Here is a 26,672-nt window from a genome sequence, read left to right as displayed (position 1 = left end):
ATGAAGAGTTTTTAAGTACTCAAAGTAGTACTGAAGAATTTTCAGAAAGCTATAGTCAGAAAGGATAATAGATTATGACTAAGGATTATGTCATTGAAATGCGCAATATCACTAAGATATTTGGTGAATTTGTAGCAAATGACCACATCAATTTGAATGTCAGACGTGGTGAAATCCATGCCCTTCTTGGTGAGAATGGTGCGGGTAAATCTACTCTGATGAACATGCTTGCTGGCTTGTTGGAACCTACAAGCGGTGAAATTGTTATCAACGGTCAATCCGTGAAGATTGACTCTCCATCCAAAGCTGCCCAATTGGGTATTGGTATGGTGCACCAACATTTTATGTTGGTTGATGCTTTCACAGTTGCCGAGAATATCATTCTTGGTTCTGAAACTACCAAAGGTGGCGTGATTGACCTTAAAAAAGCTATCGCAGAAATTAAAGAACTTTCTGCTAAATATGGTCTTGAAGTTGATCCAACTGCAAAGGTTGCAGATATTTCTGTGGGTGCACAGCAACGTGTAGAAATCCTTAAAACACTTTACCGTGGAGCAGACCTTTTAATTTTTGATGAGCCGACAGCTGTATTGACCCCTGCGGAAATTGCAGAGCTCTTGAAAATTATGAAAGCCTTGGTTGAAGAAGGTAAATCTATTATTTTGATTACGCACAAATTGGATGAAATTCGTGCAGTTGCCGATAGTGTAACAGTTATTCGTCGAGGTAAATCAATCGAAACAGTTGCTGTTGAAGGAGCAACAAACCAAGATTTGGCTGAGTGGATGGTTGGACGTTCCGTTTCCTTTAAAACAGAGAAAGTTGAAGCAAATCCTAAAGAAGTCATTTTGTCCATTAAGGATTTGGTTGTCAATGAAAACCGTGGTATCCCAGCAGTTAAGGGCTTATCGCTTGATGTTCGAGCAGGTGAGGTTGTTGGTATTGCCGGTATCGACGGAAACGGTCAAAGTGAGTTGATTCAGGCAATCACTGGTTTACGTAAGGTAAAATCTGGCTCAATCACTATCAAAGGTGAGGAAGTAGTTGGTAAAACTCCACGTAAAATTACAGAAATGCAAGTGAGCCACGTTCCCGAAGATCGTCATCGCGATGGACTCGTTCTTCCGATGACTGTTGCTGAGAACTTTGCGCTTCAAACTTACTATAAAGAACCGATTTCAAAAAATGGTATCTTGAACTATAATATCATTAATGAAAAAGCACGCGCGTTAATGGAAGAATTTGACGTTCGTGGGGCGAGTGAACTCGTTCCAATCAAGGCTCTTTCAGGCGGTAACCAGCAAAAAGCTATCATCGCGCGTGAAATCGATCGCAACCCAGACCTTTTCATTGTTAGCCAACCAACACGCGGTTTGGACGTTGGTGCTATTGAGTATATTCGTAAGCGTCTCATTGCAGAACGTGATAAGGGTAAGGCTGTTCTTGTTGTCAGCTTCGAATTGGATGAAATTTTGGATGTATCAGATAGAATTGCTGTTATCCATGATGGTGTCATCCATGGTATTGTTGAACCTGCTAAGACCAATAAACAAGAGTTGGGTGTCTTGATGGCAGGTGGACATATTGAGAAGGGAGAAGAACATGCTTAATAAATATAAGAATTTGGCCCTTCCATTAATGGCTGTGGTCAGTGGTATCCTACTTGGAGCGATTGTCATGCTTGTTTTTGGCTACGATCCAATTTGGGGCTATGAAGAGTTATTCTATTCAGCTTTTGGTAATATCAAATCAATTGGTGAAATTTTCCGTGCAATGGCACCACTTGTTTTCACTGCTCTCGGTTTCGCAGTAGCTAGTCGTGCAGGTTTCTTCAACGTTGGTTTGTCTGGTCAGGCCTATGTTGGTTGGGTTTTTGCTGGATGGTTTGCCTTGGCGAATCCTGACTTACCACGTCCGGTTTTGATTTTGGGAACAGTCTTGATTGCTATGTTGGCAGGCGGTATTGCTGGAGCTATTCCAGGTATTCTACGTGCCTATTTGGGAACAAGTGAAGTGATCGTTACGATTATGATGAACTACATCTTACTCTATTCATGTAACTATATCATTCGTGATGTATTTGCAGATAGTTTGATGAAGAATACGGACTCGACAGTTAACGTGTCAGCAAATGCCTCTTATCAAACAGAGTGGCTCCGTGCATTGACAGATAACTCACGTATGAATATTGGTATTTTCTTTGCCATTATTGCAGTTTTTGTGATTTGGTTCCTATTGACCAAAACGACTCTTGGTTTTGAGATTCGCTCAGTGGGGCTTAACCCAACAGCATCGGATTATGCGGGTATGTCTGCGAAACGTACAATTATTCTATCTATGATTATTTCAGGTGCTCTTGCGGGTCTTGGGGGAGCTATCCAAGGTTTGGGTACTTTCCAAAACGTTTACATCCAAAGCGGTAACTTGGATATTGGTTTTAATGGTATGTCAGTAGCGCTTTTAGCTTCTAATTCACCGTTAGGTATTCCATTGGCTGCCTTTCTATTCGGTGTTCTTTCTGTCGGTGCCCCAGGTATGGTACGTGCACAGATTCCACCTGAATTGATCAACGTTGTTACTGCATCAATCATTTTCTTTATCGGTGTGAAATTTATTTTTGAACAATTATTAAAATCTAGAAATAAAGCGAAAGGAGCGAAATAAGATGAATGTTTCAATTCTTGCCTTACTCATTTCGCAAATGTTGATTTATTCAGCACCCTTAATCTTTACCAGTCTTGGAGGGGTTTTCTCTGAACGCGGTGGTATTGTAAACGTTGGTCTAGAAGGAATCATGGTTATCGGTGCCTTTGCTGGTGTTGTTTTCAATATCGAATTTGCAGGGACATTTGGTAATGCTACTCCATTATTAGCTGTTATTGTAGGAGGTCTTGCTGGTGTTATCTTTGCCGCTATTCATGCGATGGCGACGATTAATTTCCGTGCAGACCACGTTGTCTCTGGTACGGTGTTGAACCTTTTGGCTCCAGCATTGGGAGTTTTCCTAGTCAAGGTTATCTATAATAAGGGTCAAACTGATAGTATTACTGAATCATTTGGTAAATTTTCATTCCCTATCTTGGCAGATATTCCAATCATTGGTGAAATTTTCTTCAAAAATACAAGCTTGATGGGTTATGTAGCTATTGCAACAGCATTTCTTGCTTGGTTCATCCTTTATAAAACCAAGTTCGGTTTGCGCCTTCGTTCAGTAGGTGAACATCCGCAGGCAGCGGATACTTTAGGAATCAATGTCTACGCTATGCGTTATGCAGGTGTGTTGATTGCTGGTTTCCTTGGTGGTGTTGGTGGAGCTGTAAGTGCTCAATCAGTGAATATCAACTTCTCTGCAACAACAATCGTAGGTTCAGGATTCATCGCTCTAGCAGCTGTAATTTTCGGTAAGTGGAATCCAATTGGCGCTATGCTTGCCAGTCTATTCTTCGGTCTTTCGCAAAGTTTGGCAGTAGTGGGTGGACAATTACCAGGATTGAAAGATATTCCAACGGTTTATCTTCAAATTGCACCATATTTGATTACTGTTATTGCCCTGTCTGCTTTCTTTGGTAAAGCAGTCGCTCCTAAAGCAGACGGTATCAACTATATCAAATCTAAATAAAAAGGTCCAATGGACCTTTTTATCATGTTCTTTGCTATACAGGAAATGAATAATTGTCCTATTCAAAGGAAGAGGAGTTACAGGGACTTTTGGTTGAGAATAGGAAGAATGACTGGTATAATAGTTTGTCACTAAGGTATGAAATGAGGTAATTGTGAGACTATTGGTGTTAAATATTGCAATGAGTTTAGATGGATTTATTGCACATAAGGATGGAAGCTACGATTGGATTGAAGGACATGGTACCGATAAATACGATACGGTCTTACAGTTTGATAATCAAAAATTCTTTAGGGAGTGGGAAAGAACTCAACCATTCATAGAAGAGTTCGTTTTCCCACCCCCGCACAGTTGATTAGGTTAGATTTGGAGTGTAAAACACGAACAAATCTGCCAATCAACCACTGCGCTGAGATGTTGACACTAACTTTGAGAAGCGGTGCTGGGCTTTTTGCCCAGCCTCGATGGGGAGAAAATCATTAGAAGATTGTCCGTTGGAAATGATTGAAGGACATCAAGAAAAGCAATTTATCGTTGCGAGTCATACTGAGCAGACGGACTATGGTAATGTGCGTTTCGTAAGGGACGTCATCGGGGAGATTATGGAACTTCGCTCTCAAGAAGGTGGAGATATTTGGTTGTTTGGTGGAGCAAGTCTGGTTCAGGACTGTTTAGAGGCGGGAGTGATTGATCACCTTATTATCGGGATTATTCCTACTATTTTGGGTGACGGTATTCCACTTTTCGCCTCACTTTTGGAAGAAAAGAAATTGCTCTTGGTAGAGTCAACCGTCACAGATGGAATTGCTATGTTACGTTATGATATTAGAAAGTAAAAAAGGCGAGCTATTGCTCACCTTTTTTACTATTTTATATAATTAGTTTTTTACACCAGCTGCAATTTCTGGGTTTGCGAAAGCATCGTCGATGATGTCTTTCAATTGTTTAGCAGATGCTTGCATTTTTTGCAATTCAGCTTCGCTCAATGGGATATTGACTGGACGAACGATACCGTGGGCACCGATGATAGCAGGTTGACCGATGAAGACATCTTCAACACCTTCGTATTGGCCAGCTTGGTAAACTGACAATGGAAGTACTGCATTTTCATCATCAAAGATTGCTTTAGTGATACGTGCAAGTGCAACACCGATACCGTAGTAAGTTGCGCCTTTTTTGTTGATGATTGAGTATGCTGCATCACGAACAGATACAAACAAGTCAACAAGACCTTGCTCATCAATATCGCGGTTATCTTGCAACCAGTCGTACAATTTCACACCAGCAACGTTGGCATGTGACCAAACTGCAAATTCTGAGTCACCGTGCTCACCCATGATGTAAGCGTGAACTGAACGTGCGTCGATACCGATTTTCTCAGCCAATGCTTGACGGAAACGAGCTGAGTCAAGAGAAGTACCAGAACCGATAACACGCTCTTTAGGGAAACCAGAGAATTTCCAAGTTGAGTAAGTCAATACGTCAACAGGGTTAGCAGCAACAAGGAAGATACCGTTGAAACCAGAGTTAACGATTTCTGTAACGATTTGTTGGTTGATACGAAGGTTTTTCTCTACCAATTCAAGGCGAGTTTCACCTGGTTTTTGTGGCAAACCAGCTGTCAATACAACCAAGTCTGCGTCATAAGCATCTGAATACTCAGCAGAGTAGATTTTTTTAGGGAATGTGAAGGCCAATGCGTGGCTCAAGTCTTCTGCATCACCTTGAGTACGGTCTTTGTTGATATCGATGATACCCAATTCTTGACCAATCCCTTGGTTAACAAGAGCATAAGCATAAGCAGAACCTACGGCACCGTCACCGACAAGGATTACTTTTTTGTGTTGTTTAGTTGCAGTCATTGCTAAACATCTCCTTAGTTTTATTTGGGGATGACTTCATCCCGACCATAATACATTCTAGCATGTTTTAAGCTTTTTGTCACTTGTGAAAGCGCCTTTGAAAATGTTTACATGCTAGTTTCCAACAAAGAAATTTATTCGCCAATATGGTATAATAGAAGCACAATGACTGTTGAAAGAGGCATATAATGCAAGATAAAAATTTAGTAACGGTTAATCTGACCAATGAGATGAAATCATCCTTCATCGACTATGCGATGAGTGTTATCGTTTCACGTGCGCTGCCTGATGTACGTGATGGTCTGAAGCCGGTTCATCGCCGTATTTTGTATGGGATGAATGAATTAGGAATTACACCGGATAAGCCACATAAAAAATCAGCCCGTATCACAGGGGATGTTATGGGTAAATATCACCCGCATGGAGATAGTGCGATTTACGAAGCAATGGTTCGTATGGCACAATGGTGGAGCTACCGTCACATGTTAGTTGATGGTCACGGAAACTTTGGTTCCATGGATGGCGACGGAGCAGCCGCTCAGCGTTATACAGAAGCACGCATGAGCAAGATTGCGCTTGAAATGCTTCGTGATATTAACAAGAACACGGTAAATTTTACGGATAACTATGACGCGAGTGAACGTGAGCCTGAGGTTTTACCTGCTCGTTTCCCTAACCTTCTAGTTAACGGAACGACTGGTATTGCCGTTGGTATGGCTACCAACATTCCTCCACACAACTTGGGTGAGACTATCGAGGCAGTTAAGCTGGTTATGGACAATCCCGAGGTAACAACACGTGAGATTATGGAAGTCTTGCCTGGACCAGATTTTCCGACAGGTGCCTTGGTTATGGGGAAATCTGGAATTCACCGTGCTTATGAAACTGGTAAAGGTTCAATAGTTCTTCGTTCCCGCACAGAAATTGAAGAATATGGAAATGGTCGTGAACGCATTGTTGTTACAGAGTTTCCATACATGGTCAATAAGTCCAAGGTTCAAGAACATATTGTCAAATTAGTCCAAGAAAAACGTATTGAAGGAATCACTGCTGTTCGAGACGAATCCAACCGTGAGGGTGTACGATTTGTTATCGAAGTTCGTCGTGATGCCTCAGCCAACGTCATCTTGAATAATTTGTTTAAGCAAACACAGCTTCAAACCAACTTTAGTTTCAACATGTTGGCCATCCAAAATGGTGTACCGAAAATCCTTTCTGTACGTCAGATTCTAGAGTCTTATATTGAACACCAAAAAGAAGTAGTCACTCGCCGTACACGATTTGATAAAGAAAAGGCTGAAGCGCGTGCTCATATCTTAGAAGGCTTGCTGATTGCTCTTGACCATATTGATGAAGTCATTCGAATTATCCGTAATTCAGAAACTGATGCTATTGCTCAAGCTGAATTGATGGAGAAATTTGACCTTTCTGAACGTCAGAGTCAGGCTATTCTTGATATGCGTCTTCGTCGTTTGACAGGTTTGGAACGTGACAAGATTCAATCAGAATATGATGAGTTAGTGGCATTGATTGCAGATTTGGCTGATATTCTAGCTAAGCCTGAGCGTGTTGTTCAGATTATTAAAGATGAATTAGAAGAAGTCAAACGTAAGTATGCTGACCCACGCCGTACAGAATTGATGGTTGGTGAAGTTCTTTCCCTTGAAGATGAGGACTTGATTGAAGAAACGGATGTTTTAATCACTTTGTCAAACCAAGGCTACATCAAGCGTTTGGCACAGGATGAGTTTCAAGCTCAGAAGCGTGGAGGACGTGGGGTTCAAGGAACTGGCGTCAAGGATGATGATTTTGTACGAGAATTAGTCTCTACAAGCACTCATGATCGCTTGCTCTTCTTCACTAACAAGGGACGTGTTTACCGTCTCAAAGGCTATGAAATCCCAGAATATGGTCGTACTGCAAAGGGACTTCCAGTAGTCAATTTGCTTAAATTGGAAGAAAACGAGGCAATTCAAACCATTATCAATGTAACTAAGGACCAGGAGGCAGATAGCTATCTCTTCTTTGCAACCCGCCAAGGTGTTGTAAAACGGACTAGTGTATCAGAATTTGCCAATATTCGCCAGAGCGGTCTGAAAGCTTTGAATTTGAAAGAAGACGATGAACTCATCAATGTTTTCTTAACAAATGGTCAAGCAGACATTATTATGGGGACTAAGTTCGGTTATTCTGTACGTTTCACTGAAACAGATGTTCGTAATATGGGCCGTACAGCAACAGGTGTTCGTGGTATCAATTTACGCGAGGGAGACCAGTTAGTTGGCGCTACTATGATTTCTGATGACCAAGAAGTACTCGTATTGACGGAAAAAGGTTTTGGTAAACGTACCCCAGCGAGTGAGTATCCAACCAAAGGTCGTGGTGGTAAAGGTATCAAGACTCTTAAAGTTGCTGATAAGAATGGCTCTCTAGCAGGTTTGACAACGGTATCTGGTGATGAAGATATTATGGTTATTACCGATACTGGCGTGATTATTCGTACAAGTGTTGCGAATATCTCTCAAACTGGTCGTTCAACCATGGGTGTAAAAGTGATGCGCTTGAATGATGAAGCGAAAATCATGACCTTTGCCTTGGTAGATGCTGCCGAAATTAAAGAAGAAAAGGAATAAATAATCATGTCAAAACGTGAAAAAAAGACGAAGCGTAAAGGTTCTTTTTGGCGCAATTTTTTAACAGTTGTATTGATACTGATTTCCTTGGCATTGATATTTAATACCTCTATCCGTAATTTTATTATCGGCTGGAATACGAATAAATACCAGATTAGCAATGTTACGACAGAGGATATCGAAAAGAATAAACAGGCTGAGACAACATTTGATTTCGAACAGGTTCAGTCTATTTCTACAGAGGCTATTTTAGCAGCTCAGTGGGATGCACAACGCTTACCTGTAATTGGTGGAATTGCGGTTCCCGAGCTTGGTATCAACCTTCCTATTTTTAAAGGGGTCTTCAATACTTCGCTCATGTATGGAGCTGGTACCATGAAGGAAAACCAAGAGATGGGGAAAGGAAATTATGCGTTGGCCAGCCACCATATTTTTGGTGTAACTGGTGCGGCAGATGTTCTCTTTTCACCGCTTGATCGTGCTAAAAACGGCATGAAAATCTATATTACTGACAAGACCAATGTTTACACCTACGTTATTGATAGTGTGGAAATTGTTTCGCCTGAAAGTGTCTATGTCATTGATGATGTAGAAGGACGTACAGAAGTTACGTTAGTGACATGTACGGACTATTATGCTACGCAACGTATTGTTGTAAAAGGAGTTCTTGAATCAACAACTCCATATAATGAAACTGCAAAAGACATCTTAGATTCCTTCAATAAGAGTTATAATCAGTATGATTATGGACAATAAAACATCTATATATTAAGAATAAAGAAGTGGTATGAAACTGAGGAGATATTCTTTGGTTTTATATGGCTTCTTTTTTTGCAAGATTTTACGAATAGATAGGTGAGGAGGAAATTATGTATCAAATTGAATTTAAAGAAGAGGCCATTCTACCTAGAGAACGTTTAGTAGAAGTTGGAGCTGAGCGTCTCAGTAATCAGGAATTACTAGCAATTTTTATTAGAACTGGGACAAAAAAAGAACCTGTTTCTATTCTCTCCAATAAATTATTGAATCGTTTGGAGAGTTTAGCGGCTCTAAGAGAACTATCAATTGAAGAATTGCAAAGTTTGACTGGAATTGGGCGCGTCAAGGCGATTGAAATTAAGGCTATGATTGAACTTGGAAAGCGTATCAATCAATCAGAGCTACTCTTAAATGAGAGAATTTTGGGAAGTGAGAAGTTGGGACGTAAGATGATTCATGAAATCGGGCATAAGAAGCAGGAGCATCTAGTTGCACTTTATCTCAATACACAGAACCAGATTATCAGTCAAAAAACGATTTTTATTGGGAGTGTTAATCGTAGCATTGCAGAACCACGTGAAATTTTGCATTACGCAGTAAAATGTATGGCAACATCGATTATCATTGTTCATAACCACCCGTCGGGTTCAGTACAACCGAGTAGGAATGATTTGCTATTTACAGAGAATTTAAAAGAGTCCTGCGAAAAGCTAGGACTGGTATTATTAGATCATTTAATTGTTGGAAATAAGGATTACTATTCTTTTAGAGAAGAAAGTGAGTTATTTTAAAGTTTATTGACAATATAGTGGAAGAGGTCTTTTTCAATCTCACGTTTACCGTAGAGTAGTTCAGGATGCCATTGAACCCCTAAAAATTTAGTTGGGTAGGCTGAATGAACTGCTTCAATAATTTGTTGATTATCCGATAGTGCAATGATTTCTAAGTCAGGTGCTAAGTCTTTGATAGCCTGGCGGTGAAATGAGTTTACACTCGGATCGGACTTATATATGTCGTAAAGTGGACTATTTTGAGTCAATTGAACCGTTTGACTGACTTCTTGTCCGTCTATGTCTTGCCAATGTTCAGAAATTGATTGATGAAGGCTACCACCTTGAGCTACATTGTAGAGCTGTAGACCTCGGCAGATACCGAAGATAGGTTTCTGATTTTCTTGGGCAGCCCTTATGAGGGCTAATTCAAACTCGTCACGCTTTGGTAGATAATTATCGCTGTCAATAGTCCTTTCTTCGTGATAGTAACTTGGCTGGACATTTTGTCCTCCTGTTAGGATGAGTTTGTCAATAAGATGGATATAATATTTTGCCAAATCAGGCTCTGTAACAGGAAGGATGAGTGGGAGTCCGCCAGCATCTTCAATAGCTTGTACGAGGCAAGTCTGGGTATAAGAAAGCAGGGGTTCTGTATGATCCCCTGTTTTATATTCATTTCCAGAAATACCAATAACTGGTTTTTTCATTGCTTATCCTTTTCGCATAAAGTAGAGTAGTGTCTGTAATTCACTAGTCAAATCAACATACTGAACAACGACATCTTTTGGGACAGACAAGTTAACTGGCGAAAAGCTCAGAATCCCCTTAACACCAGCTTCAACAAGAATATCGGTCACTTCTTGCGCTTTGACGCTGGGTACCGTTAGAATGGCTGTCTGAGAGTTTGCTTCGTTGATACGTTCCTTGATTTCTGAGATTGCATGGATTGGGATATTTTCATCTGTCGTTCCAACAGCTGGATTATCATCTGCTTCAAAAGCCATGACTATTTTCATTTTATTTCGTTCGTGGAAGCGATAGTGTAGTAAGGCCCGCCCCATATTCCCGACTCCAACAAGCATAACATTGGTGATGGAGGTATCATTTAGAATATCCGCAAAGAAATCCATCAACTCTTTGACATTGTAGCCAAAGCCACGACGACCAAGCTCTCCAAAATAGGAAAAATCTCGGCGGACGGTAGCCGAATCGATTCCGATAGCTTCAGCAATTTCTTTTGAACTAGCTTTTTCAATATTTCCTGCATAGAAACGTTTAAAAATGCGATAGTATAGGGAGAGACGTTTGGCAGTTGCGCGTGGAATATCAGATTTTTTATCGTTTTTCACTTTAGACTCCTTTATTTCGATAGAATACGCTTTATCGATTATTTATATATTAAACAGTTCTTTATTCTATTCTAGTCCAAGTTTGTGAAAAAATCAACAGATTGATTTTAAAAAAAGATTAAACAGGAAACTGTCTAATCTAGTGTTTGTAAATAGCGATAGAGATCCCCGATTGTCCCTTTGTAATCCAGAGCTTGTCCGTCTTGTGTAATGCTGGTAACTGGATAATAGTCTGGGAGGGTTAAGCAACCGGAAAAAGCCAGAATGGCTGCATCTTTATTCTCAAATGTTTGGATACGTTCTTGCTTGTAAGCATCAAGATAGTGAATTTCAATCATACTAACTCTCTTTTGTAAAGATGTCACGGTCAATCAAGCTATCCATGAGGAAATAGAATTTTTCTTGAATAACCTTGTTACTTTCTGGCTTAAAAATGTTTACCAGATGAAGACCAGACTTGTCGGTAATGTTAATTTTAAAACCAGTTAGGTCTTGATTGATAATAATTTTCAAGAGGAATCCTTGGTTTGAATTTGGAATTTCTTCCAGAAGACGTGTAAGCTGATAGTGACCTGCTTTGCTTTGTTCAAAGGTGTTATCACGGAGTGTATATTTTTTGATAGCAGGGCTAATGTGATAAGTAAAATTACAATCTTTTAAGGTAACTGATTGTTGGAATGCCATTTTAACCTCCAAGTATTTTCTTTAGTTCGATGATAAGAGTATCTATCTCTTCTTTTGTATTGATTTCAGATAGGCTGATACGAATGGATTCTTTCAGACGATGGGAGTCTTTTCCATACATAGCTTCTAAAACATGGCTATTTTGGACAACACCTGCCGTACATGCGGAACCGCTAGAAACAGCGATACCTACCAAATCTAGTTGCATGAGTAGTTGTTCATTAAGTTTACCAGGAAAACCGATATTAAGGACATGAGGGAGATGAGGTCCAGCCTGATTGAGATAATAGTCTAAGCCAGACAATCCCTTGATAATATGTTGTTGCAGTTCACTGACATGATTATGATGCGTATCTAAGGACTCATATTGTTCTGTTAGGGCAGTCGCCATAGCAGCAATAGCAGGGAGATTCTCAGTACCTGCTCGATGTTGCTGTTCCTGCTTTCCGCCGTGGATCAAGGAATCAAATTTATGAACTTTACTATACAGGAATCCCATCCCCTTTGGACCATGGAATTTATGGGCAGAGGCTGCGAGAAAGTCAATTCCGTAGTCAGAGGGAGCAATTGCAATTTTTCCAATTGCTTGGACAGCATCTACATGAAAGACGGCCTGATGATCGGCTAGGAGCTCTCCAATTTCCTTGATGGGAAGTAGCTGACCGGTCTCATTGTTAGCAAACATGACGCTGACTAAAATAGTATCTGGTCGAAGGGCATCCTGAATTTGTTGAGCGGTGATTGCTTGATCGACTGGTTGGATATAGGTTACCTCGAACCCAAACCGCTCCTCTAGATATTGCATGGTATGGAGGACAGCATGGTGTTCGATAGCCGTAGTAATCAGGTGTTTTCCTTTGGATTGATGTGCAAGTGCATAGCCTTGAATAGCTAAAGTATCAGCTTCGGAGCCTCCAGATGTGAAAATAATTTGTTCAGGAGAGGCGGAGAGAATCTGAGCAATCTCTTGACGACTTTGTCTAAGAGATTGATTGGCTTTTCGACCGCTTTGATGGATACTGGAGGGGTTTCCATAATTTTCTTGAGCCACTTCCATCATCCGTTGGAGTGCAGTAGGAGATAGAGCAGTGGTTGCTGCATTATCTAAATAAATCAAAGAGTTTACTCCTAGCTTTCTTTTTCAGGACTAGTAAATTTGAAAAGTGGGCTGAGTGGCTGATGTTCTTGGATGCGGTGGATGGCATCTGCAATCAAGTCACTAGCTGTTAGGAAGGCGATATTTTTAGGATGCTGTTCTTTGCTTGCAACAGAATCGGTAACTAATATTTCTTTGATTGGTGCTTCATCTAAGAGTTGGGCTGCAGTTCCCGCAAAGAGACCATGGCTGGCAACTGCATAAATTTCAGTAGCGCCACCTTCTTGGACAATTTTTGAAGCTTGTGAGAAAGTGCGACCAGTATTGAGAATATCGTCCACCAAAATAGCTTTTTTACCAGCAACATCACCAATAATATAGCCTTCAGAACGTTCAGAATCATCTTGAGCGTAGTCGATAATCGCAATCGGTGCATTTAGAAATTCAGCGATATTACGTGCGCGTTTGATACCAGAATTTTTAGGACTCACAATGACGACATCTTCTCCGCAGAGTCCTTTTTCCATGTAGTAAGCTGCAAAAAGTGGTTCTGTAAGGAGATTGTCTACTGGAATATCAAAGAAACCTTGAATTTGTGAAGCGTGCAAATCAAGAGTCAATACACGGTCGACACCAGCTTTAACCAGCATATTTGCAACTAATTTAGCTGTAATTGGTTCGCGTGGAGAAGCGGTACGGTCTTGACGAGCATAGCCGAAATAAGGGATGACCGCTGTAATGGTGTTGGCACTAGCACGTTTACAAGCATCGATCATAATCAATAATTCCCACAAGTGATTATTGACCGGATAGCTTGTTGATTGGATAATGTAGACGTCTACGCCACGTACAGATTCTTCAATATTAATTTGAATCTCACCATCCGAAAACTGACGAGAAGACAGTTTTCCAAGAGGAATTCCAGCAGAATCAGCAATTTTTTCAGCAATATCGCGGTTGCTATTGAGTGAGAATAATTTAATGTTATGTTCACCGAGTGGTTGTACCATTTTAAAGTAACTCCTTTTACACACTGAGCTTTTATGATGACATAAAAGTATTTTTTACAATAGATAGTTCTATTCTATCAAAAAAATGAAAAATTTTCAGTAGTGAAACTAAAAAATCAACCTTATTTGGCTGATTTTTTATAGTTATTTCATGTAGGCAGCTGTTCGTGCAACCTTACTACTAGCATATTTGAACTGAATTGATTTCTTCTTAAGGAATTCATCAAAAAGAATTTTCCCTGCATCTGCATCGGTCACTTCGACTTCTAATTCATAATCTTTTTGTCCCACATAATCATTTTCATCGAGAGCCATAAGACCTATAGATGTCTGTTTCTCATAGCGTTTTGTCGTGAGGCTTCCCCAGACAGCAAGTTTATCAAGTGGAATCTCTGTTGCAGAAATAATGTCAGAAATTTGTCCTGCTGGTAGTTGAAAATTTTCCAGTAAATGATGAGCAGTTTGGATGTCTAGAGCTTGGTTATATTCTTGATTTCCGACTTCTTGTGGAATTTTTAAGGTTAGTTCTGCTGAGTCTTCAAATGTACGAATACGAAGTGAAAAGCGGTGATTCTTCATATCTAGGTCTGGGGTATCAATGTAGTGGTTTGTTTGAAGAATTGGGCTCACATCTGAAAAGTCAGTAAGCAGGCGTTTGTATTCGGATTTGGTCAGTAAGGTTTTATACTCAATTTCAAGGTGATTTTTCATGCAGTAAACCCTTTCAATGTGTTATAATAGATTAGTCTTTGTGTTATTCTAATACAATTTAAAAGTTTTGACAAGAAAGGGGCCGTATGGACTTTAACTGGGAAGAATTTTTAGACCCCTATATTCAGACAGTTGGTGAATTGAAAATCAAACTGCGGGGGATTCGCAAGCAGTATCGCAAGGCTAATCGGCATTCTCCAATTGAGTTTGTCACAGGACGGGTAAAACCGATTGAATCCATTAAAGAAAAAATGGTCCTGCGACATATCAAATTGGAAAATCTTGCTCAAGATATGCAAGATATTGCCGGTCTTCGGATTATGGTTCAATTTGTGGACGACATTGAAGAAGTATTAGCTATTTTGCGGAAACGCAAGGATATGCAAATTGTGCATGAACGGGATTATATCAACAATATGAAAGCTTCTGGCTACCGTTCATATCATGTGGTGATTGAGTATCCTGTGGATACTATAAATGGCAACGAGACGGTTCTGGCAGAGATCCAGATTCGAACCCTTTCCATGAATTTCTGGGCTACAATTGAACATTCTCTGAATTATAAATATAAGGGGAATTTTCCAGAAGAAATCAAGAAACGCTTGGAAGTTACAGCAAAAATTGCCTATGAATTAGATGAGGAGATGCGAAAAATCCGCAACGACATTCAAGAAGCGCAGGCCTTATTTGATCCTGCCTATCGCAAACTGAATGACGGTGTGGGCAACAGTGATGATACAGATGAAGAATACAGGTAGAAAAAAAATCGCTCTGCTCGCTAGTCGAAATCCTAAGAGTGAAGCGGTGTCCAAAGAATTATGGACAAAGTTAAAAGAAGCAAATTTTATTTTGACTCCTAAAAATCCAGATATTGTCATTTCTATCGGTGGAGATGGGATGCTTTTATCTGCTTTTCACAAATATGAAAAGTTGATTGATCGTGTACGTTTTGTAGGAATTCACACGGGTCATTTGGGGTTTTATACAGATTATCGCGATTTTGAAGTGGACAAGCTGATTGAAAATCTTAAGCTTGATACAGGTGCTAGAGTATCGTATCCGATTTTAAATGTTAAGGTCAAGATGACAGATGGCCGCATTGTCGAGGCGCGTGCCTTAAATGAGGCGACAGTAAAACGTCTTTCCAAGACCATGGTCGCAGATATTATTATTAACAATGTGCCCTTCGAACGCTTTAGAGGGGATGGAATTTCGGTTTCAACGCCGACAGGCTCAACAGCCTATAACAAGTCATTAGGTGGTGCTGTTTTACATCCAACAATCGAGGCATTGCAGATTGCAGAAGTGGCAAGTTTGAACAATCGTGTTTACCGCACCTTGGGTTCATCCGTTGTCGTCCCTAAAAAAGACAAGATTGTGATTGAACCAAAGCATAGTGACCGTTACTCGATTGCGGTAGACAATAAGACTTTTGTCTATGATAGTATTGAAAGTATAGAGTATCAGATAGACAATAGTAAGATTCATTTTGTTGCAACACCGAGCCATACTAGTTTTTGGAATCGGGTTAAGGACGCCTTTATTGGAGAGGTGGAGTAATGCGGTTTGAATTCATTGCTGACCAGCATACGAAAATAAAGACTTTCCTTAAAAAACACGGTGTCTCTAAAGGCCTATTAGCGAAGATTAAGTATACCGGCGGCAATATCTGGGTCAACGATATTGAGCAAAATGCAACTTACTTGCTTGATATTGGAGATAGGGTTACAATTGACATACCTGCTGAAGAGGATTTGACTGGTAGTTTGAAGCCGATTTTCTTTCCGTTGGATATTGTCTATGAAGATGATCATTTTCTGGCGATAAATAAGCCGGTTGGCTACGCCTCCATTCCTTCTGCCTTGCATTCATCCACAATCGCAAATTTTGTAAAAGGTTATCTTATTGAGCAGAATTATGAGAATAAGCAGGTTCATATTGTGACTCGTCTGGATAGGGATACATCAGGCGTCATGCTGTTTGCCAAGCACGGCTATGCCCATGCACGACTCGATAAGCAGTTACAGGCCAAGCTTATTCATAAACGTTATTATGCTTTGGTGAAGGGGAATGGGCAGCTAGAAGAGACAGGGGATATTATTGCCCCTATCGGTCGTCCAGCAGATAGCATCATTACCCGTTGTGTGACAAAGAATGGAAAATATGCTCATACTTCCTATCGTGTTGTGCAATCTTGGGGAGATATTTATTTAGTAGATATTCAACTACATACTGGGCGGACTCATCAGATTCGTGTTCATTTTTCTCACATTGGATTTCCGTTGTTAGGAGATGATATGTATGGTGGAAGTTTGGAATGTGGGATAGAACGTCAAGCCTTACATTGTCATAATTTAGCCTTCGACAATCCTTTTTCAGCCGAAAGGATTGATTTGGAAGCACCGCTTCCTGAGGATTTTCAGGCTGTTATCAATCAGTTAATAAGTAAATAAATTTAAGGAGTTTGTTCATGAAAATTTTTGAGCAATTAGCTACAAAGCTAGAGGGTAAAAAAGTACGTATCGTATTGCCAGAAGGTGAAGAACCACGTATCTTGCAAGCGACAAAACGTTTGGTAAATGAGTCGGATGTAGTACCGGTCTTGCTTGGAAACCCAGATCGTATTAAGATTTACCTTGACATTGAAGGGATTACAGAAGGTTTTGAAATTATTGACCCAGCTCATTATGATAGATATGATGAGATGGTAGCTGCTTTGGTAGAGCGCCGTAAAGGTAAGGTATCAGAAGAGCAGGCACATGAGTTGTTGAAAGATGTTAACTACTTTGGTGTTATGTTGGTATATATGGGCGTAGTAGAAGGTATGGTATCTGGTGCGATTCATTCAACCGCTTCAACAGTTCGTCCAGCTCTTCAAATCATTAAAACAGAGCCAGGTGTATCGAAAACATCAGGTGCCTTCTTGATGGTAAAAGGTGAAGAGCGTTATATTTTTGGTGACTGTGCTATCAACATTGATCCAGATGCTCAAACCTTGGCGGAAATCGCTATCAACTCAGCACGTACTGCTAAAATGTTTGGTATTGATCCAAAAGTTGCAATGCTCAGCTATTCAACAAAAGGTTCTGGCTCAGGTCCTAAAGTTGATAAGGTGGTTGAAGCAACTAAAATTGCTCAAAAATTGCGTCCGGAGTTGGATTTGGACGGTGAATTGCAATTTGATGCTGCCTTTGTCCCTGCTACAGGTAAATTAAAAGCACCAGGTTCGAGTGTTGCTGGTCAAGCGACTGTATTTATCTTCCCAGGTATCTCAGCTGGTAATATTGGTTATAAAATTGCCGAACGTATGGGTGGATTTGCAGCGGTAGGTCCTGTTTTACAAGGTTTGAATCAGCCTGTAAACGACTTGTCTCGTGGTTGTAACCCTGATGATGTTTACAACTTGACCTTGATTACTGCGGTTCAGGCTTTGGAGCACCGTTAATATGAAATTTTTATCACGATATTTTAAGGACTATATTAAGGAATCCATATTAGGTCCAGTTTTCAAGCTATTGGAAGCTTGTTTTGAGCTTTTGGTACCATTAATTATCGCCTATATCGTTGATACAATTATTCCAAATGGCAGCCAGGGAAACCTGGTTGCTATGCTTTTTTTACTGGTTGGTCTAGCATGTATTGGAATTATTGTTTCACTAATAGCGCAATATTTTTCAGCCAAAGCAGCAGTTGGAGTGACTAAAGAGCTGACGAATGACTTGTATCAGAAGGTTCTTTCCCTTCCCAAGTCTAGCCGAGATATTCTTTCCTCATCCAGCTTGCTGACACGATTGACCAGCGACACTTTACAAATTCAAACGGGTATTAATACTTTTCTTCGTTTGTTTTTACGTGCTCCAATTGTCGTATTTGGTTCGCTCATCATGGCATTCTATATTAGCCCAAGTCTATCTGCCTATTTTCTAGGAATGATTATCCTATTGATTTTTATAGTGACAGTCATTTCTGTTATAACCAGCCGTATTTATCAGTCGATGCGAAAAGAATTAGATGGTTTGGTGGGGCAGGTACGTGAGACAGTGACTGGTTGGCGAGTGATTCGTGCATTTGGACAAAGGGAGCGGGAAATTAAGGCTTTTCAAGGCATTAATCAGATTTATAAGAAGCAACAGTTGCAGGCTGGTTTTTGGTCTAGTCTTTTATCACCATTGACATTTTTAGTGGTCAACAGCACTTTACTCATTCTCATCTGGCAGGGAAATACAAGCATTTCAAACAACCTACTGGAGCAAGGGATGTTGGTCGCTCTTATCAACTACCTTTTACAAATTTTAGTAGAATTGGTCAAGATGATTATGGTCGTGTCTACTCTCAACCAGACCTATATTTCAGCGCAACGTATTCAAGAGGTTTTTGACCAAGCATCTGAGGATGTAGAGTCTAGTTTGCCAAAAGTGGTTAGTGAGGATCAGGAGATCATCTTTTCTGTGCGCCATCTTTCCTTTTCTTATCCAAAATCTGCTGAGGAGTCCCTGTCTGACATTGCTTTTGACTTACGTAAGGGACAGTTTATGGGAATTATCGGGGGAACTGGGTCAGGTAAGTCCACCCTAGTAGATTTATTGCAGGCATTCTATTCAGTGCCAACAAATCAGCTCTCTCTCTTCATTGACGGAAAAAGTCCTAAGAATTTAAAAGAATGGCGGCAGCAAATTGCCATCGTTCCGCAACAGGCTCAGCTTTTTGCTGGAACTATTCGTTCTAATCTATCTTTAGGATTGGAAGAAATATCTGATAGTGACCTATGGTCTGCATTAGAAATTGCTCAAGCTAAATCTTTCATAGAAGACAAGGGTGGTTTGGATAGTCCAGTCGAAGCCTTTGGGAAGAATTTTTCTGGTGGACAGCGTCAACGTTTGACCATTGCACGCGCTATTTTACAGAAAGCACCGATATTGGTTTTAGATGATGCGACCTCTGCTTTGGATTATCTGACAGAGAGTCGGTTATTGGCTGCGATTCGTCGTGAATTGCCTGAGCAAACCTTAATAATGGTATCTCAGAGAACCAATAGTTTACGGACAGCTGATCAGATTTTAGTCTTGGAACAAGGGCGTCAAGTTGGACTTGGCCGTCATGAGGACTTGCTGAGAAGCTCTGCTATTTATCAAGAAATTCACCAATCGCAACAACAAGGAGAGGAGGATAGCTATGAGACAATCTAGTTTTAAGGAACTGGTCAGATTGGTTTTACGCCAACCTCTTCGAATGTCCTTGATGTTGGTGGGAACTTTGGTGCAAGTGCTTCTGACAGTCTATCTGCCAATTTTGATTGGTCAGGCAGTCGATGCAGTATTGATAACAAATGGTCAGGTCTTGCTCGGTATCTTAGGCAAAATGGTCATGGTTATCTTACTTAATACGCTGGTGCAGTGGTATCTCCCACTCGTAACCAATCGCTTGGTTTATGGCATGGTGGCTGATTTGCGGGAACAGGTTTATGTGAAGCTGCACCAGATGCCCCTAGCTTATTTAGACCGTCAATCAGCCGGCGATTTGGTGGCTCGTTTTTCAAGTGATAGCGAGCAATTAACAAATGGTCTCTTGATGATTTTTAATCAATTTATCATTGGTATCTTGACCATTTTCCTAACTATTTTCACTATGGCTAGGCTTGACTTGACGATGATGTTGCTGGTTGTGGCATTAACTCCAGTTTCTCTGCTTGTGGCACGCTATATCGCTAAGAAATCCTATGGTTATTATAGACAACAGACTCAGGCACGTGGGAAGCAATCTCAGCATTTGGAAGAGTCCATCAGTCAATTGACACTGGTTCAGTCTTTCAATGCTCAAGAGCAATTTACGAAGCATTTTCAGGTTGTCAATGACCAGTATGCGACTTACTCCCAACAGGCTATCTTTGCCTCTTCGACAGTCAATCCCAGTACTCGCTTTGTCAATGCCCTTATTTATGCTTTACTAGCTGGACTTGGTGCGCTGAGAATTATGGCAGGGAATTTTACAGTGGGATCACTGACAACCTTTCTCAACTATGCTAGTCAGTACAGCAAGCCTTTTAATGATATTTCTTCGGTCCTATCGGAATTGCAGAGCGCCTTAGCTTGTGCAGACAGACTGTTTGCTATATTGGCTTTAGATAGCATTGACGATCAGGCTGAGCGGAAAATTGACTCTGAGGAGCTGAAGGGAGCTATTTCCTTTGAAAATGTGTCTTTCTCCTATAGCCCTGACCGTTCACTGATAGAACAGTTGAACATTGATGTCAAATCTGGACAAAAGGTAGCCATTGTTGGACCGACAGGAGCAGGAAAATCTACCATGATAAACCTTCTCATGCGTTTCTACGATGTGACGGCTGGTCAGATTGTTTTAGATGGGGTTCCGATTAGCCAATACAGTCGTGAGGATCTTCGCAGACAGATTGGGATGGTTTTACAGGAAACCTGGATCAAGTCTGGCACCATTCATGAAAATATCGCCTATGGCTATCCAAATGCCACGCGGGAATTAGTCATTGAGGTTGCTAAGGCAGCCAATGCAGACTTCTTTATTCGTCAGCTTCCACAGGGGTATGATACAGTTCTAGCAGATGGAGGTGCCTCCTTATCCCAAGGACAACGTCAGCTCCTGTCCATTGCGCGTGTATTTGTCAAAATACCTAAAATCCTGATTTTAGACGAGGCAACTTCCTCTATTGATACACGGACAGAGATGTTGGTTCAGGAGGCGTTTGCTAAACTAATGGAGGGACGGACCAGCTTTATCATTGCCCATCGCCTATCAACCATTCAATCTGCCGACTTGATTTTGGTCATGGTAGATGGAAAAATTGTTGAGCAAGGGAATCATGAAGAATTGATGGCTGAACAAGGCGTTTACTATCAAATGCAAACAAGTCAGCAGACAGAGGAGGATGAAAGTGTTAGATAAATTAAACTTACAACCGATTACGGTTTTAGATGACTATCAAGCTACAATGCTCAATGAGAAAGAGGTGCTACTGACCACAAAGGTGACGGAAAAATCTCTCAATCCATACGGCATAGCACATGGAGGCTTTCTTTTCACATTGGCAGATTCAGTTGCAGGTCTGACAACGGTAGCAAGAGGGGCATATTCTGTTACCCTACAGTCCAATATCCATTATATGAAGGCAGCTAAACTTGGTGATACCTTATCAGTAATAGGCTCTTGCACACATGATGGAAGCAGGACAAAGGTCGTTGAAGTTAAGATAGAAAACCAAGATAAACAGCTACTTGCTTCAGCAAGCTTTACCATGTTTGTAACAGGTAAAGTAGAATAAAATTCTTCGAACATCAAAAACAGACAGTCTTGGCTAGATTTAGAGAAACAAATTCATTCGCTCAATCTCCAACCTCCAAAGTTTCCCCAAACCTTTGGAGCTAGTTCGATTTTGATTATAAACGATATAAGGGAGTTGGCAAAAGCTGACTCCCTTTCTTTGTGTTATACTAGATGTATGTTAGATTTGAAAGAATATGGAATCGAAATGTGGCCGGAAGAAAAGATTCAAGCTTTTCGCAAGGCACTCTTAAATTGGTATGATACTAATAAACGTGACTTGCCTTGGAGAAGGACAAGGGACCCATACGCTATATGGGTTTCTGAAATCATGCTTCAACAGACAAGAGTAGACACGGTCATTCCTTATTATGAACGTTTTCTCCATCACTTGCCTACGATTAGTGATTTAGCACAAGCACCAGAGGAGGTCATTCTCAAACTCTGGGAGGGATTGGGCTATTATTCGCGCGTGCGGAATATGCAAAAGGCAGCACAGCAAATGGTAGAAGATTTTGATGGGCAATTTCCGACCACGCATGCAGCCATTTCAAGCCTAAAGGGCATTGGTCCCTATACTGCTGGAGCAATTTCCAGTATTGCTTTTGACTTGCCAGAACCAGCGGTAGATGGCAATGTGATGCGGGTTCTCAGCCGCTTGTTTGAGGTTGATTATGATATTGGTTTGCCTGCCAATCGTAAGATTTTCCAAGCGATGATGGAGCTATTGATTGATCCAGAGCGACCGGGCGATTTCAACCAAGCCCTGATGGATCTGGGGTCGGATATTGAATCGCCAGTTAATCCACGTCCCCAGGACAGCCCAGTCAAAGCCTTTAGCGCAGCCTACTTAAACGGTACAATGGATAAGTATCCAATCAAAGCACCAAAGAAAAAGCCGATTCCCGTGGCCTACCAGGGATTTCTCATTAGAAATAAAGACAATCAATTTTTATTGGAAAAAAATAATGAAGCAGGTCTTTTATCAGGTTTCTGGTCTTTTCCGCTTTTGGAAAAAGGAGCAATTGTTGACAAACAAGTCTCTCTCTTTGAAGTTGCAGAAGAAGTTGTTGAGCCAGATATTCGGCAGAGCTTTACGGAACTTTATGGTCTGACTGTTGATTGGCAAGAGCAAGAATTTGATACCGTCCAGCACATTTTTAGTCACCGCAAATGGCAGATAGAAATGGTAGAAGGTGTGGCAGAAACACTTAACCTTCCAGAATCAAAAGAATTGAAATGGGTTTCTGTAGAAGATTTTCCTACCTACCCATTTGCTAAGCCGCAACAAAAAATGTGGGAAACCTTCATCAAGGAAAAAGAAAAGTAAAAAAGTTGACTTTGGAGCACATAATTATTTGAAAGCGTTTTATAATAGTGGTATAATCTAATTGAAAAAAGGAAAGAGTTAGTTAAGATGTTGAACGCCATCTGAATTACTGAAAGGAGTTCTTTAGCGTTCGTAGAAGTGTATATACTATTAGCCATCTTTCTCTAATAAAAAGAGAGGGATGCTAGTAGGGGGAAAAGTCCGTTATCCCTGTTTTATATCTATTTGTGATATCCATTGTCAAATGCATAGCATTAACTCATTATTTAGCCTTGCTACCCGGTTCAATCAGAAGTAGGCTAAGATTATTCGTGTCGTAACTACTATGTGTTCAAGATGTTGTAACTTTTGAACATAACCTTAGAAAATCACAAAAACCTCTAGCGATTTTCATCATAATAAGCAATCTCCACACTTTAGACAAATAGTAAGAGGACAATCAGAGACATAAGGGTAGCAGAATAATTATTTAATCATTAACTTGTTGTCAAATAACTATCTGGTAATGGACTTTTCCAATTTGACATATAAAAGGAGGCTGTCATAGCCTCCTTTTACTGTGCTTTTCAGTTTGTTTTCAGTAGGAAAAAAAGCCAGCTATACGAACAGACTTTCCAAAACTAGATGGAGGAATGTAGCCAATATAACTAGTGATTAACTAGTCTTAGAAATCAATCTGGACTATAAATATCTACAACTTGACCAATAGGTCGAATATCGTCTTCTGGGCTAAAATAGATGTCATCATAGTCAGAATTGAGTGATTGCAAATAGTCACCTTTGAACTTTTTAACAAAATTTTCGCCATTGACTGAAAAAATTCCAATCGTATTTAGAGGAATATGAGGAGTTAGGCGAATGAAGAGATAGTCTCCATCCTTGATATGCGGAGCCATAGAATCTCCCACAACCTGAGCGATTGTATCATAAGATTGGTTATTCGGAATCTCATCGTTATAGAATGATACAAGATTGTTCATATCTACATCCTGCCAGTAACCTGTACCGGCAGAAACCTTACCAGGAACAGGTAATTCGATTCGCTCCCGATAGTCATCCAAGTGAAGAATAGAAGCAGAAGGAGTAACTGAGGCAGTTTGCATAGCTGCTAACTGTTCTTGACCAAAAGTTAACCATCGTGCATGGAAATCACCCTTTAATTCATTGTCCAAGGTTTGAATCTCTGGATGAATAGGCTGTTGAAAGAGTTTAAATTGGGAAGGAGTAATCGTTAAAGCTATATCCTGATTGGAATCTAGTTGCTCGATTAGCTCACCAACCGATATAGCCATGCCCTTAGCGACTTTTTCTAGCGTCTCCATCGTTGGCAGGAGAGCTTTTTTGGTTTTGGGATGCTGGTTCTTTTCCAACATAGAAATATAGCCTTTTGTTAAACCAGATAATTCAGCGAATTTATCCATTGATAATTTATTCTTGCTTCGGTATTCTTTTAAAATATCACCTAAAATCATGGTTGTCTCCTTATCTGTTTAACCAATTATACCATTAAAAAATATTTTTTGCAAATTTTGTTTAACATGTTTGACAAAAAATCAAAACGGTGTTATGATAATCTCACAAAAAGAAAAATAGGAGTCGCAAATGAAAAGGATGACAGAGATTTCTTGGAATGATATTTATAAAGAGTGGGAAACCTATGCTAATCATTTTGGTTTGACGACTCCGATAAATGCTGAAAAATTGCGAGATCAGAAATCGAAGGATTTCGGAAAAGGAAGTCTGATTACGCTGGACTTATTAGCCGATTACAATACTGATTCTGAGAAGACCGCAGCTATTTGGGTAGCTTCATTTTGTAGAGATTTAATACAAGATTACGCATATTTACTAAATGGTAGAGCCTATCTTACAGTCAATCAGATTTATTTTCAGGCACTCAAACAATTCCAGTCAGAAGCAGTAATATGGTCAAAACCTCTCACACGATTGCAACCGAAGTTATTTGTATCTTATCGTTTGTTGGAAAATCTTGATTTGAGCCATTATTCTTGTGTAGTTGAGTTAGCAATGTTGCAGGCAAGTATGGTTCGGATGCAGATATTAGAAAAGTAATTATAATAGGAGAATGAAAATGTTTAATTTGTTGTATAAGAATGCTGAAGTATCGAAAGTTGCAGAGTATTGGAATGATACTTTGATAGAAAGAGGAATTTTGAGCGCTGATGAATTGCTTGAAGGAAAATGTTGGAGATGTAAAAGTTTTCATGGTGTAGCTGTGTGTCAGATTGTATCAAGCAAATGGAGCAAGGATACGAGCCTGGCTAATGAGATGGTCCTCTGTCTATCCTGTCAGCATGAAAAACCTAATGTAGCTGATACAGAAATTGTGTGGCAATGGTTAGAAGTTGAGAATAATGAACGTTACTGGACTCTACAAGGTATGGCAGAATATGAGAAAATGTATAAAAAATCAGTACTTCAAGAGTTATGGGATATGGGAATTAGAGATGGTGAAGAAGTCGAGACGCTTGTAAATAAAGTAACTAGCCTTTCTCGTAAGAATGATATTGTTTTAAATAGAGCAACCTTAGCAGGATTATTTCGCTGTGAAATTGAACAAATGCGTCGAAAGGCATTTCTAAATTGGACAGGAATTTTTAAGCTAGTCAGTTAACCGATACAGTTGTAGGAAAACATCTCATGCTGATTGGAGTAACAGATAAATAAAAAAACGCATCAGCTTAGAATCTTAAAGGAAGAAGTCTGATGATGTGTTTATGGGATTATATTTCAGCTAATAAAATATGGGGACAACATTTGTGCCGACTTTTTGGTTCAAATTGGTTCAAATGTTTACTCGCTTAATGAATTCAATAAATTTAAGGCCTCAGCATCTTGCTGGTGCTTTTTTTCTGGCATCAATTCTAGATAATACTGTTGTGTTGTTAAGATAGAGTTATGACCTAGACGACGAGAAATATAGCCTAGGCTAATATCTTTTGAAAAGAGAAATGAGGCATGCGTGTCACGAAGTCCATGAAATGTCGTTTTTGTTAATCCCAACTGTTTTAACAGCTTTTGAAGTTGACTAGCTTGCTTGAATCAATTCCAATCAAAGATATATAGCCTTCTTTTGTTTGTGCAAGTTTTGTCACAGCTTGATAAACATCTTCGTTGATGGAAATATCACGCTTAGAATGTTTGGTTTTAAGCTGGGTATCGTCATTAGTTGGACTAATTGATTGAAGAATTTTGATACCATATTCAAAAATATCTTCTTTTTTAATTCCTAAAAGTTCTCCACGCCTTGCTCCTGTCTCAAGGGCGAGAGCAACAAGAACATTAAATTCATCCTCAGTATGACTTAGGCAGTATTGTCTGAGTTTTTTAAATTTTGTGATAGATAGTGGTATATTTCGTTTAGGTTGTTCTTGTCCTTTTGATTTCAAAAGATGACCAAAGTCATTACTAATCAAACCACGAGCATACGCATATTTCAATGAACCACGGATTTTAAGAACAAGTTCTTTTACTGTTTTTTTAGAGTGGGTTTCAGCATATTGGTCGATTTCTTTTGCATGACGAGATCGTCAAG

26 protein-coding genes and 1 pseudogene are annotated in these 26,672 nt (G+C 40.0%); 17 read left to right on the top strand and 10 right to left on the bottom strand.

What is annotated here, in order from left to right; genetic code table 11:
- Positions 1-74: 74 nt before the first annotated feature.
- The 4 genes from ODU45_RS06830 to ODU45_RS06815 all read left to right on the top strand — a co-directional run bounded on the left by ODU45_RS06830 (position 75) and on the right by ODU45_RS06815 (position 4,455).
- Positions 75-1,610, top strand: coding sequence for an ABC transporter ATP-binding protein (locus ODU45_RS06830; protein WP_024387432.1), 1,536 nt, complete (start codon positions 75-77; stop codon positions 1,608-1,610).
- On the top strand, positions 1,603-2,664 hold the full coding sequence (locus ODU45_RS06825) for an ABC transporter permease (protein ID WP_002935270.1): 1,062 nt from the start codon (positions 1,603-1,605) through the stop codon (positions 2,662-2,664). Before ODU45_RS06830 ends, ODU45_RS06825 begins: the two co-directional genes overlap by 8 nt.
- Before the next feature lies 1 nt (position 2,665).
- On the top strand, positions 2,666-3,619 hold the full coding sequence (locus ODU45_RS06820) for an ABC transporter permease (RefSeq protein ID WP_002940834.1): 954 nt from the start codon (positions 2,666-2,668) through the stop codon (positions 3,617-3,619).
- A gap of 464 nt (positions 3,620-4,083) precedes the next feature.
- Entirely contained in the window at positions 4,084-4,455 is a 372-nt protein-coding gene (locus ODU45_RS06815; protein WP_079267443.1) for a dihydrofolate reductase family protein, read from the top strand.
- A 42-nt stretch (positions 4,456-4,497) separates the two neighbouring features.
- On the opposite strand, the gene ODU45_RS06810 is transcribed toward ODU45_RS06815, so the two are convergent.
- Positions 4,498-5,481: an L-lactate dehydrogenase gene (locus ODU45_RS06810; protein WP_398581014.1), complete on the bottom strand. Its 984-nt coding sequence runs from the start codon at positions 5,479-5,481 to the stop codon at positions 4,498-4,500.
- A gap of 188 nt (positions 5,482-5,669) precedes the next feature.
- Between ODU45_RS06810 and gyrA the strand changes: the two genes are divergently transcribed.
- The 3 genes from gyrA to radC all read left to right on the top strand — a co-directional run bounded on the left by gyrA (position 5,670) and on the right by radC (position 9,664).
- Positions 5,670-8,114, top strand: coding sequence for a DNA gyrase subunit A (gyrA, locus tag ODU45_RS06805; RefSeq protein WP_398581013.1), 2,445 nt, complete (start codon positions 5,670-5,672; stop codon positions 8,112-8,114).
- 6 nt (positions 8,115-8,120) lie between these two features.
- Positions 8,121-8,870 (top strand): class A sortase, encoded by a 750-nt coding sequence (locus tag ODU45_RS06800; RefSeq protein WP_105121009.1) that lies wholly within the window; start codon positions 8,121-8,123, stop codon positions 8,868-8,870.
- 113 nt (positions 8,871-8,983) lie between these two features.
- Positions 8,984-9,664, top strand: a complete 681-nt coding sequence (radC, locus tag ODU45_RS06795) for a DNA repair protein RadC (protein WP_002935253.1) — start codon at positions 8,984-8,986, stop codon at positions 9,662-9,664.
- On the opposite strand, the gene ODU45_RS06790 is transcribed toward radC, so the two are convergent.
- The 7 genes from ODU45_RS06790 to ODU45_RS06760 form a co-directional block, all read right to left on the bottom strand.
- Positions 9,661-10,353 (bottom strand): gamma-glutamyl-gamma-aminobutyrate hydrolase family protein, encoded by a 693-nt coding sequence (locus ODU45_RS06790; protein WP_105121010.1) that lies wholly within the window; start codon positions 10,351-10,353, stop codon positions 9,661-9,663. The two genes, radC and ODU45_RS06790, sit on opposite strands and share 4 nt — an antisense overlap.
- A 3-nt stretch (positions 10,354-10,356) precedes the next feature.
- Entirely contained in the window at positions 10,357-10,995 is a 639-nt protein-coding gene (locus tag ODU45_RS06785; protein ID WP_398581012.1) for a redox-sensing transcriptional repressor Rex, read from the bottom strand.
- 134 nt (positions 10,996-11,129) lie between these two features.
- Positions 11,130-11,333 carry a DUF4649 family protein gene (locus ODU45_RS06780; protein WP_024378702.1) on the bottom strand — a complete coding sequence of 68 codons (204 nt, stop codon included), beginning with the start codon at positions 11,331-11,333 and terminating at the stop codon, positions 11,130-11,132.
- Position 11,334: 1 nt separating this feature from the next.
- Entirely contained in the window at positions 11,335-11,679 is a 345-nt protein-coding gene (locus tag ODU45_RS06775) for a DUF1831 domain-containing protein (RefSeq protein WP_044693644.1), read from the bottom strand.
- 1 nt (position 11,680) lies between these two features.
- Positions 11,681-12,796, bottom strand: a complete 1,116-nt coding sequence (locus ODU45_RS06770) for a cysteine desulfurase family protein (protein ID WP_398581011.1) — start codon at positions 12,794-12,796, stop codon at positions 11,681-11,683.
- 11 nt (positions 12,797-12,807) lie between these two features.
- Positions 12,808-13,785 (bottom strand): ribose-phosphate diphosphokinase, encoded by a 978-nt coding sequence (locus tag ODU45_RS06765; RefSeq protein ID WP_029171704.1) that lies wholly within the window; start codon positions 13,783-13,785, stop codon positions 12,808-12,810.
- 144 nt (positions 13,786-13,929) lie between these two features.
- A complete protein-coding gene (locus ODU45_RS06760; protein WP_029186801.1) occupies positions 13,930-14,496 on the bottom strand; it encodes a CYTH domain-containing protein in 567 nt (188 codons plus the stop codon).
- Positions 14,497-14,582: 86 nt separating this feature from the next.
- Here ODU45_RS06760 and ODU45_RS06755 point away from each other — a divergent pair, with 86 nt between their 5' ends.
- The 8 genes from ODU45_RS06755 to mutY all read left to right on the top strand — a co-directional run bounded on the left by ODU45_RS06755 (position 14,583) and on the right by mutY (position 23,116).
- Positions 14,583-15,254: a GTP pyrophosphokinase family protein gene (locus ODU45_RS06755; RefSeq protein WP_024385279.1), complete on the top strand. Its 672-nt coding sequence runs from the start codon at positions 14,583-14,585 to the stop codon at positions 15,252-15,254.
- Complete coding sequence (locus tag ODU45_RS06750; protein WP_002935241.1) at positions 15,238-16,056, top strand: NAD kinase; 819 nt, start codon at positions 15,238-15,240, stop codon at positions 16,054-16,056. The genes ODU45_RS06755 and ODU45_RS06750 overlap by 17 nt, the downstream gene beginning before the upstream one ends.
- Complete coding sequence (locus tag ODU45_RS06745) at positions 16,056-16,949, top strand: RluA family pseudouridine synthase (protein WP_398581010.1); 894 nt, start codon at positions 16,056-16,058, stop codon at positions 16,947-16,949. The genes ODU45_RS06750 and ODU45_RS06745 overlap by 1 nt, the downstream gene beginning before the upstream one ends.
- Before the next feature lie 17 nt (positions 16,950-16,966).
- Positions 16,967-17,941: a phosphate acetyltransferase gene (gene pta, locus ODU45_RS06740; RefSeq protein ID WP_012775151.1), complete on the top strand. Its 975-nt coding sequence runs from the start codon at positions 16,967-16,969 to the stop codon at positions 17,939-17,941.
- Between the two features lies 1 nt (position 17,942).
- Positions 17,943-19,682, top strand: a complete 1,740-nt coding sequence (locus ODU45_RS06735) for an ABC transporter ATP-binding protein (protein ID WP_398581009.1) — start codon at positions 17,943-17,945, stop codon at positions 19,680-19,682.
- Positions 19,669-21,411: an ABC transporter ATP-binding protein gene (locus tag ODU45_RS06730; protein ID WP_398581008.1), complete on the top strand. Its 1,743-nt coding sequence runs from the start codon at positions 19,669-19,671 to the stop codon at positions 21,409-21,411. Before ODU45_RS06735 ends, ODU45_RS06730 begins: the two co-directional genes overlap by 14 nt.
- Complete coding sequence (locus ODU45_RS06725) at positions 21,395-21,787, top strand: PaaI family thioesterase (protein WP_029743826.1); 393 nt, start codon at positions 21,395-21,397, stop codon at positions 21,785-21,787. Before ODU45_RS06730 ends, ODU45_RS06725 begins: the two co-directional genes overlap by 17 nt.
- A 177-nt stretch (positions 21,788-21,964) precedes the next feature.
- Positions 21,965-23,116: an A/G-specific adenine glycosylase gene (gene mutY, locus ODU45_RS06720; protein WP_398581007.1), complete on the top strand. Its 1,152-nt coding sequence runs from the start codon at positions 21,965-21,967 to the stop codon at positions 23,114-23,116.
- A 671-nt stretch (positions 23,117-23,787) separates the two neighbouring features.
- Here mutY and ODU45_RS06715 read toward each other — a convergent pair.
- On the bottom strand, positions 23,788-24,588 hold the full coding sequence (locus ODU45_RS06715; RefSeq protein WP_105121014.1) for an XRE family transcriptional regulator: 801 nt from the start codon (positions 24,586-24,588) through the stop codon (positions 23,788-23,790).
- 130 nt (positions 24,589-24,718) lie between these two features.
- Between ODU45_RS06715 and ODU45_RS06710 the strand changes: the two genes are divergently transcribed.
- Both ODU45_RS06710 and ODU45_RS06705 read left to right on the top strand, forming a co-directional pair.
- A complete protein-coding gene (locus tag ODU45_RS06710; RefSeq protein WP_105153599.1) occupies positions 24,719-25,189 on the top strand; it encodes a hypothetical protein in 471 nt (156 codons plus the stop codon).
- 19 nt (positions 25,190-25,208) lie between these two features.
- Positions 25,209-25,751 (top strand): hypothetical protein, encoded by a 543-nt coding sequence (locus tag ODU45_RS06705; protein WP_105153598.1) that lies wholly within the window; start codon positions 25,209-25,211, stop codon positions 25,749-25,751.
- Between the two features lie 179 nt (positions 25,752-25,930).
- On the opposite strand, the pseudogene ODU45_RS06700 reads toward ODU45_RS06705, so the two are convergent.
- Positions 25,931-26,672: pseudogene (locus ODU45_RS06700) on the bottom strand (tyrosine-type recombinase/integrase); the annotation flags it as partial.

Source organism: Streptococcus sp. 2022WUSS135 (assembly GCF_044427045.1).
GTDB lineage: Bacteria > Bacillota > Bacilli > Lactobacillales > Streptococcaceae > Streptococcus > Streptococcus hashimotonensis.
Note: the sequence above shows the minus strand (reverse complement) of the source record. Positions and strands in the feature narration are given on the sequence as shown.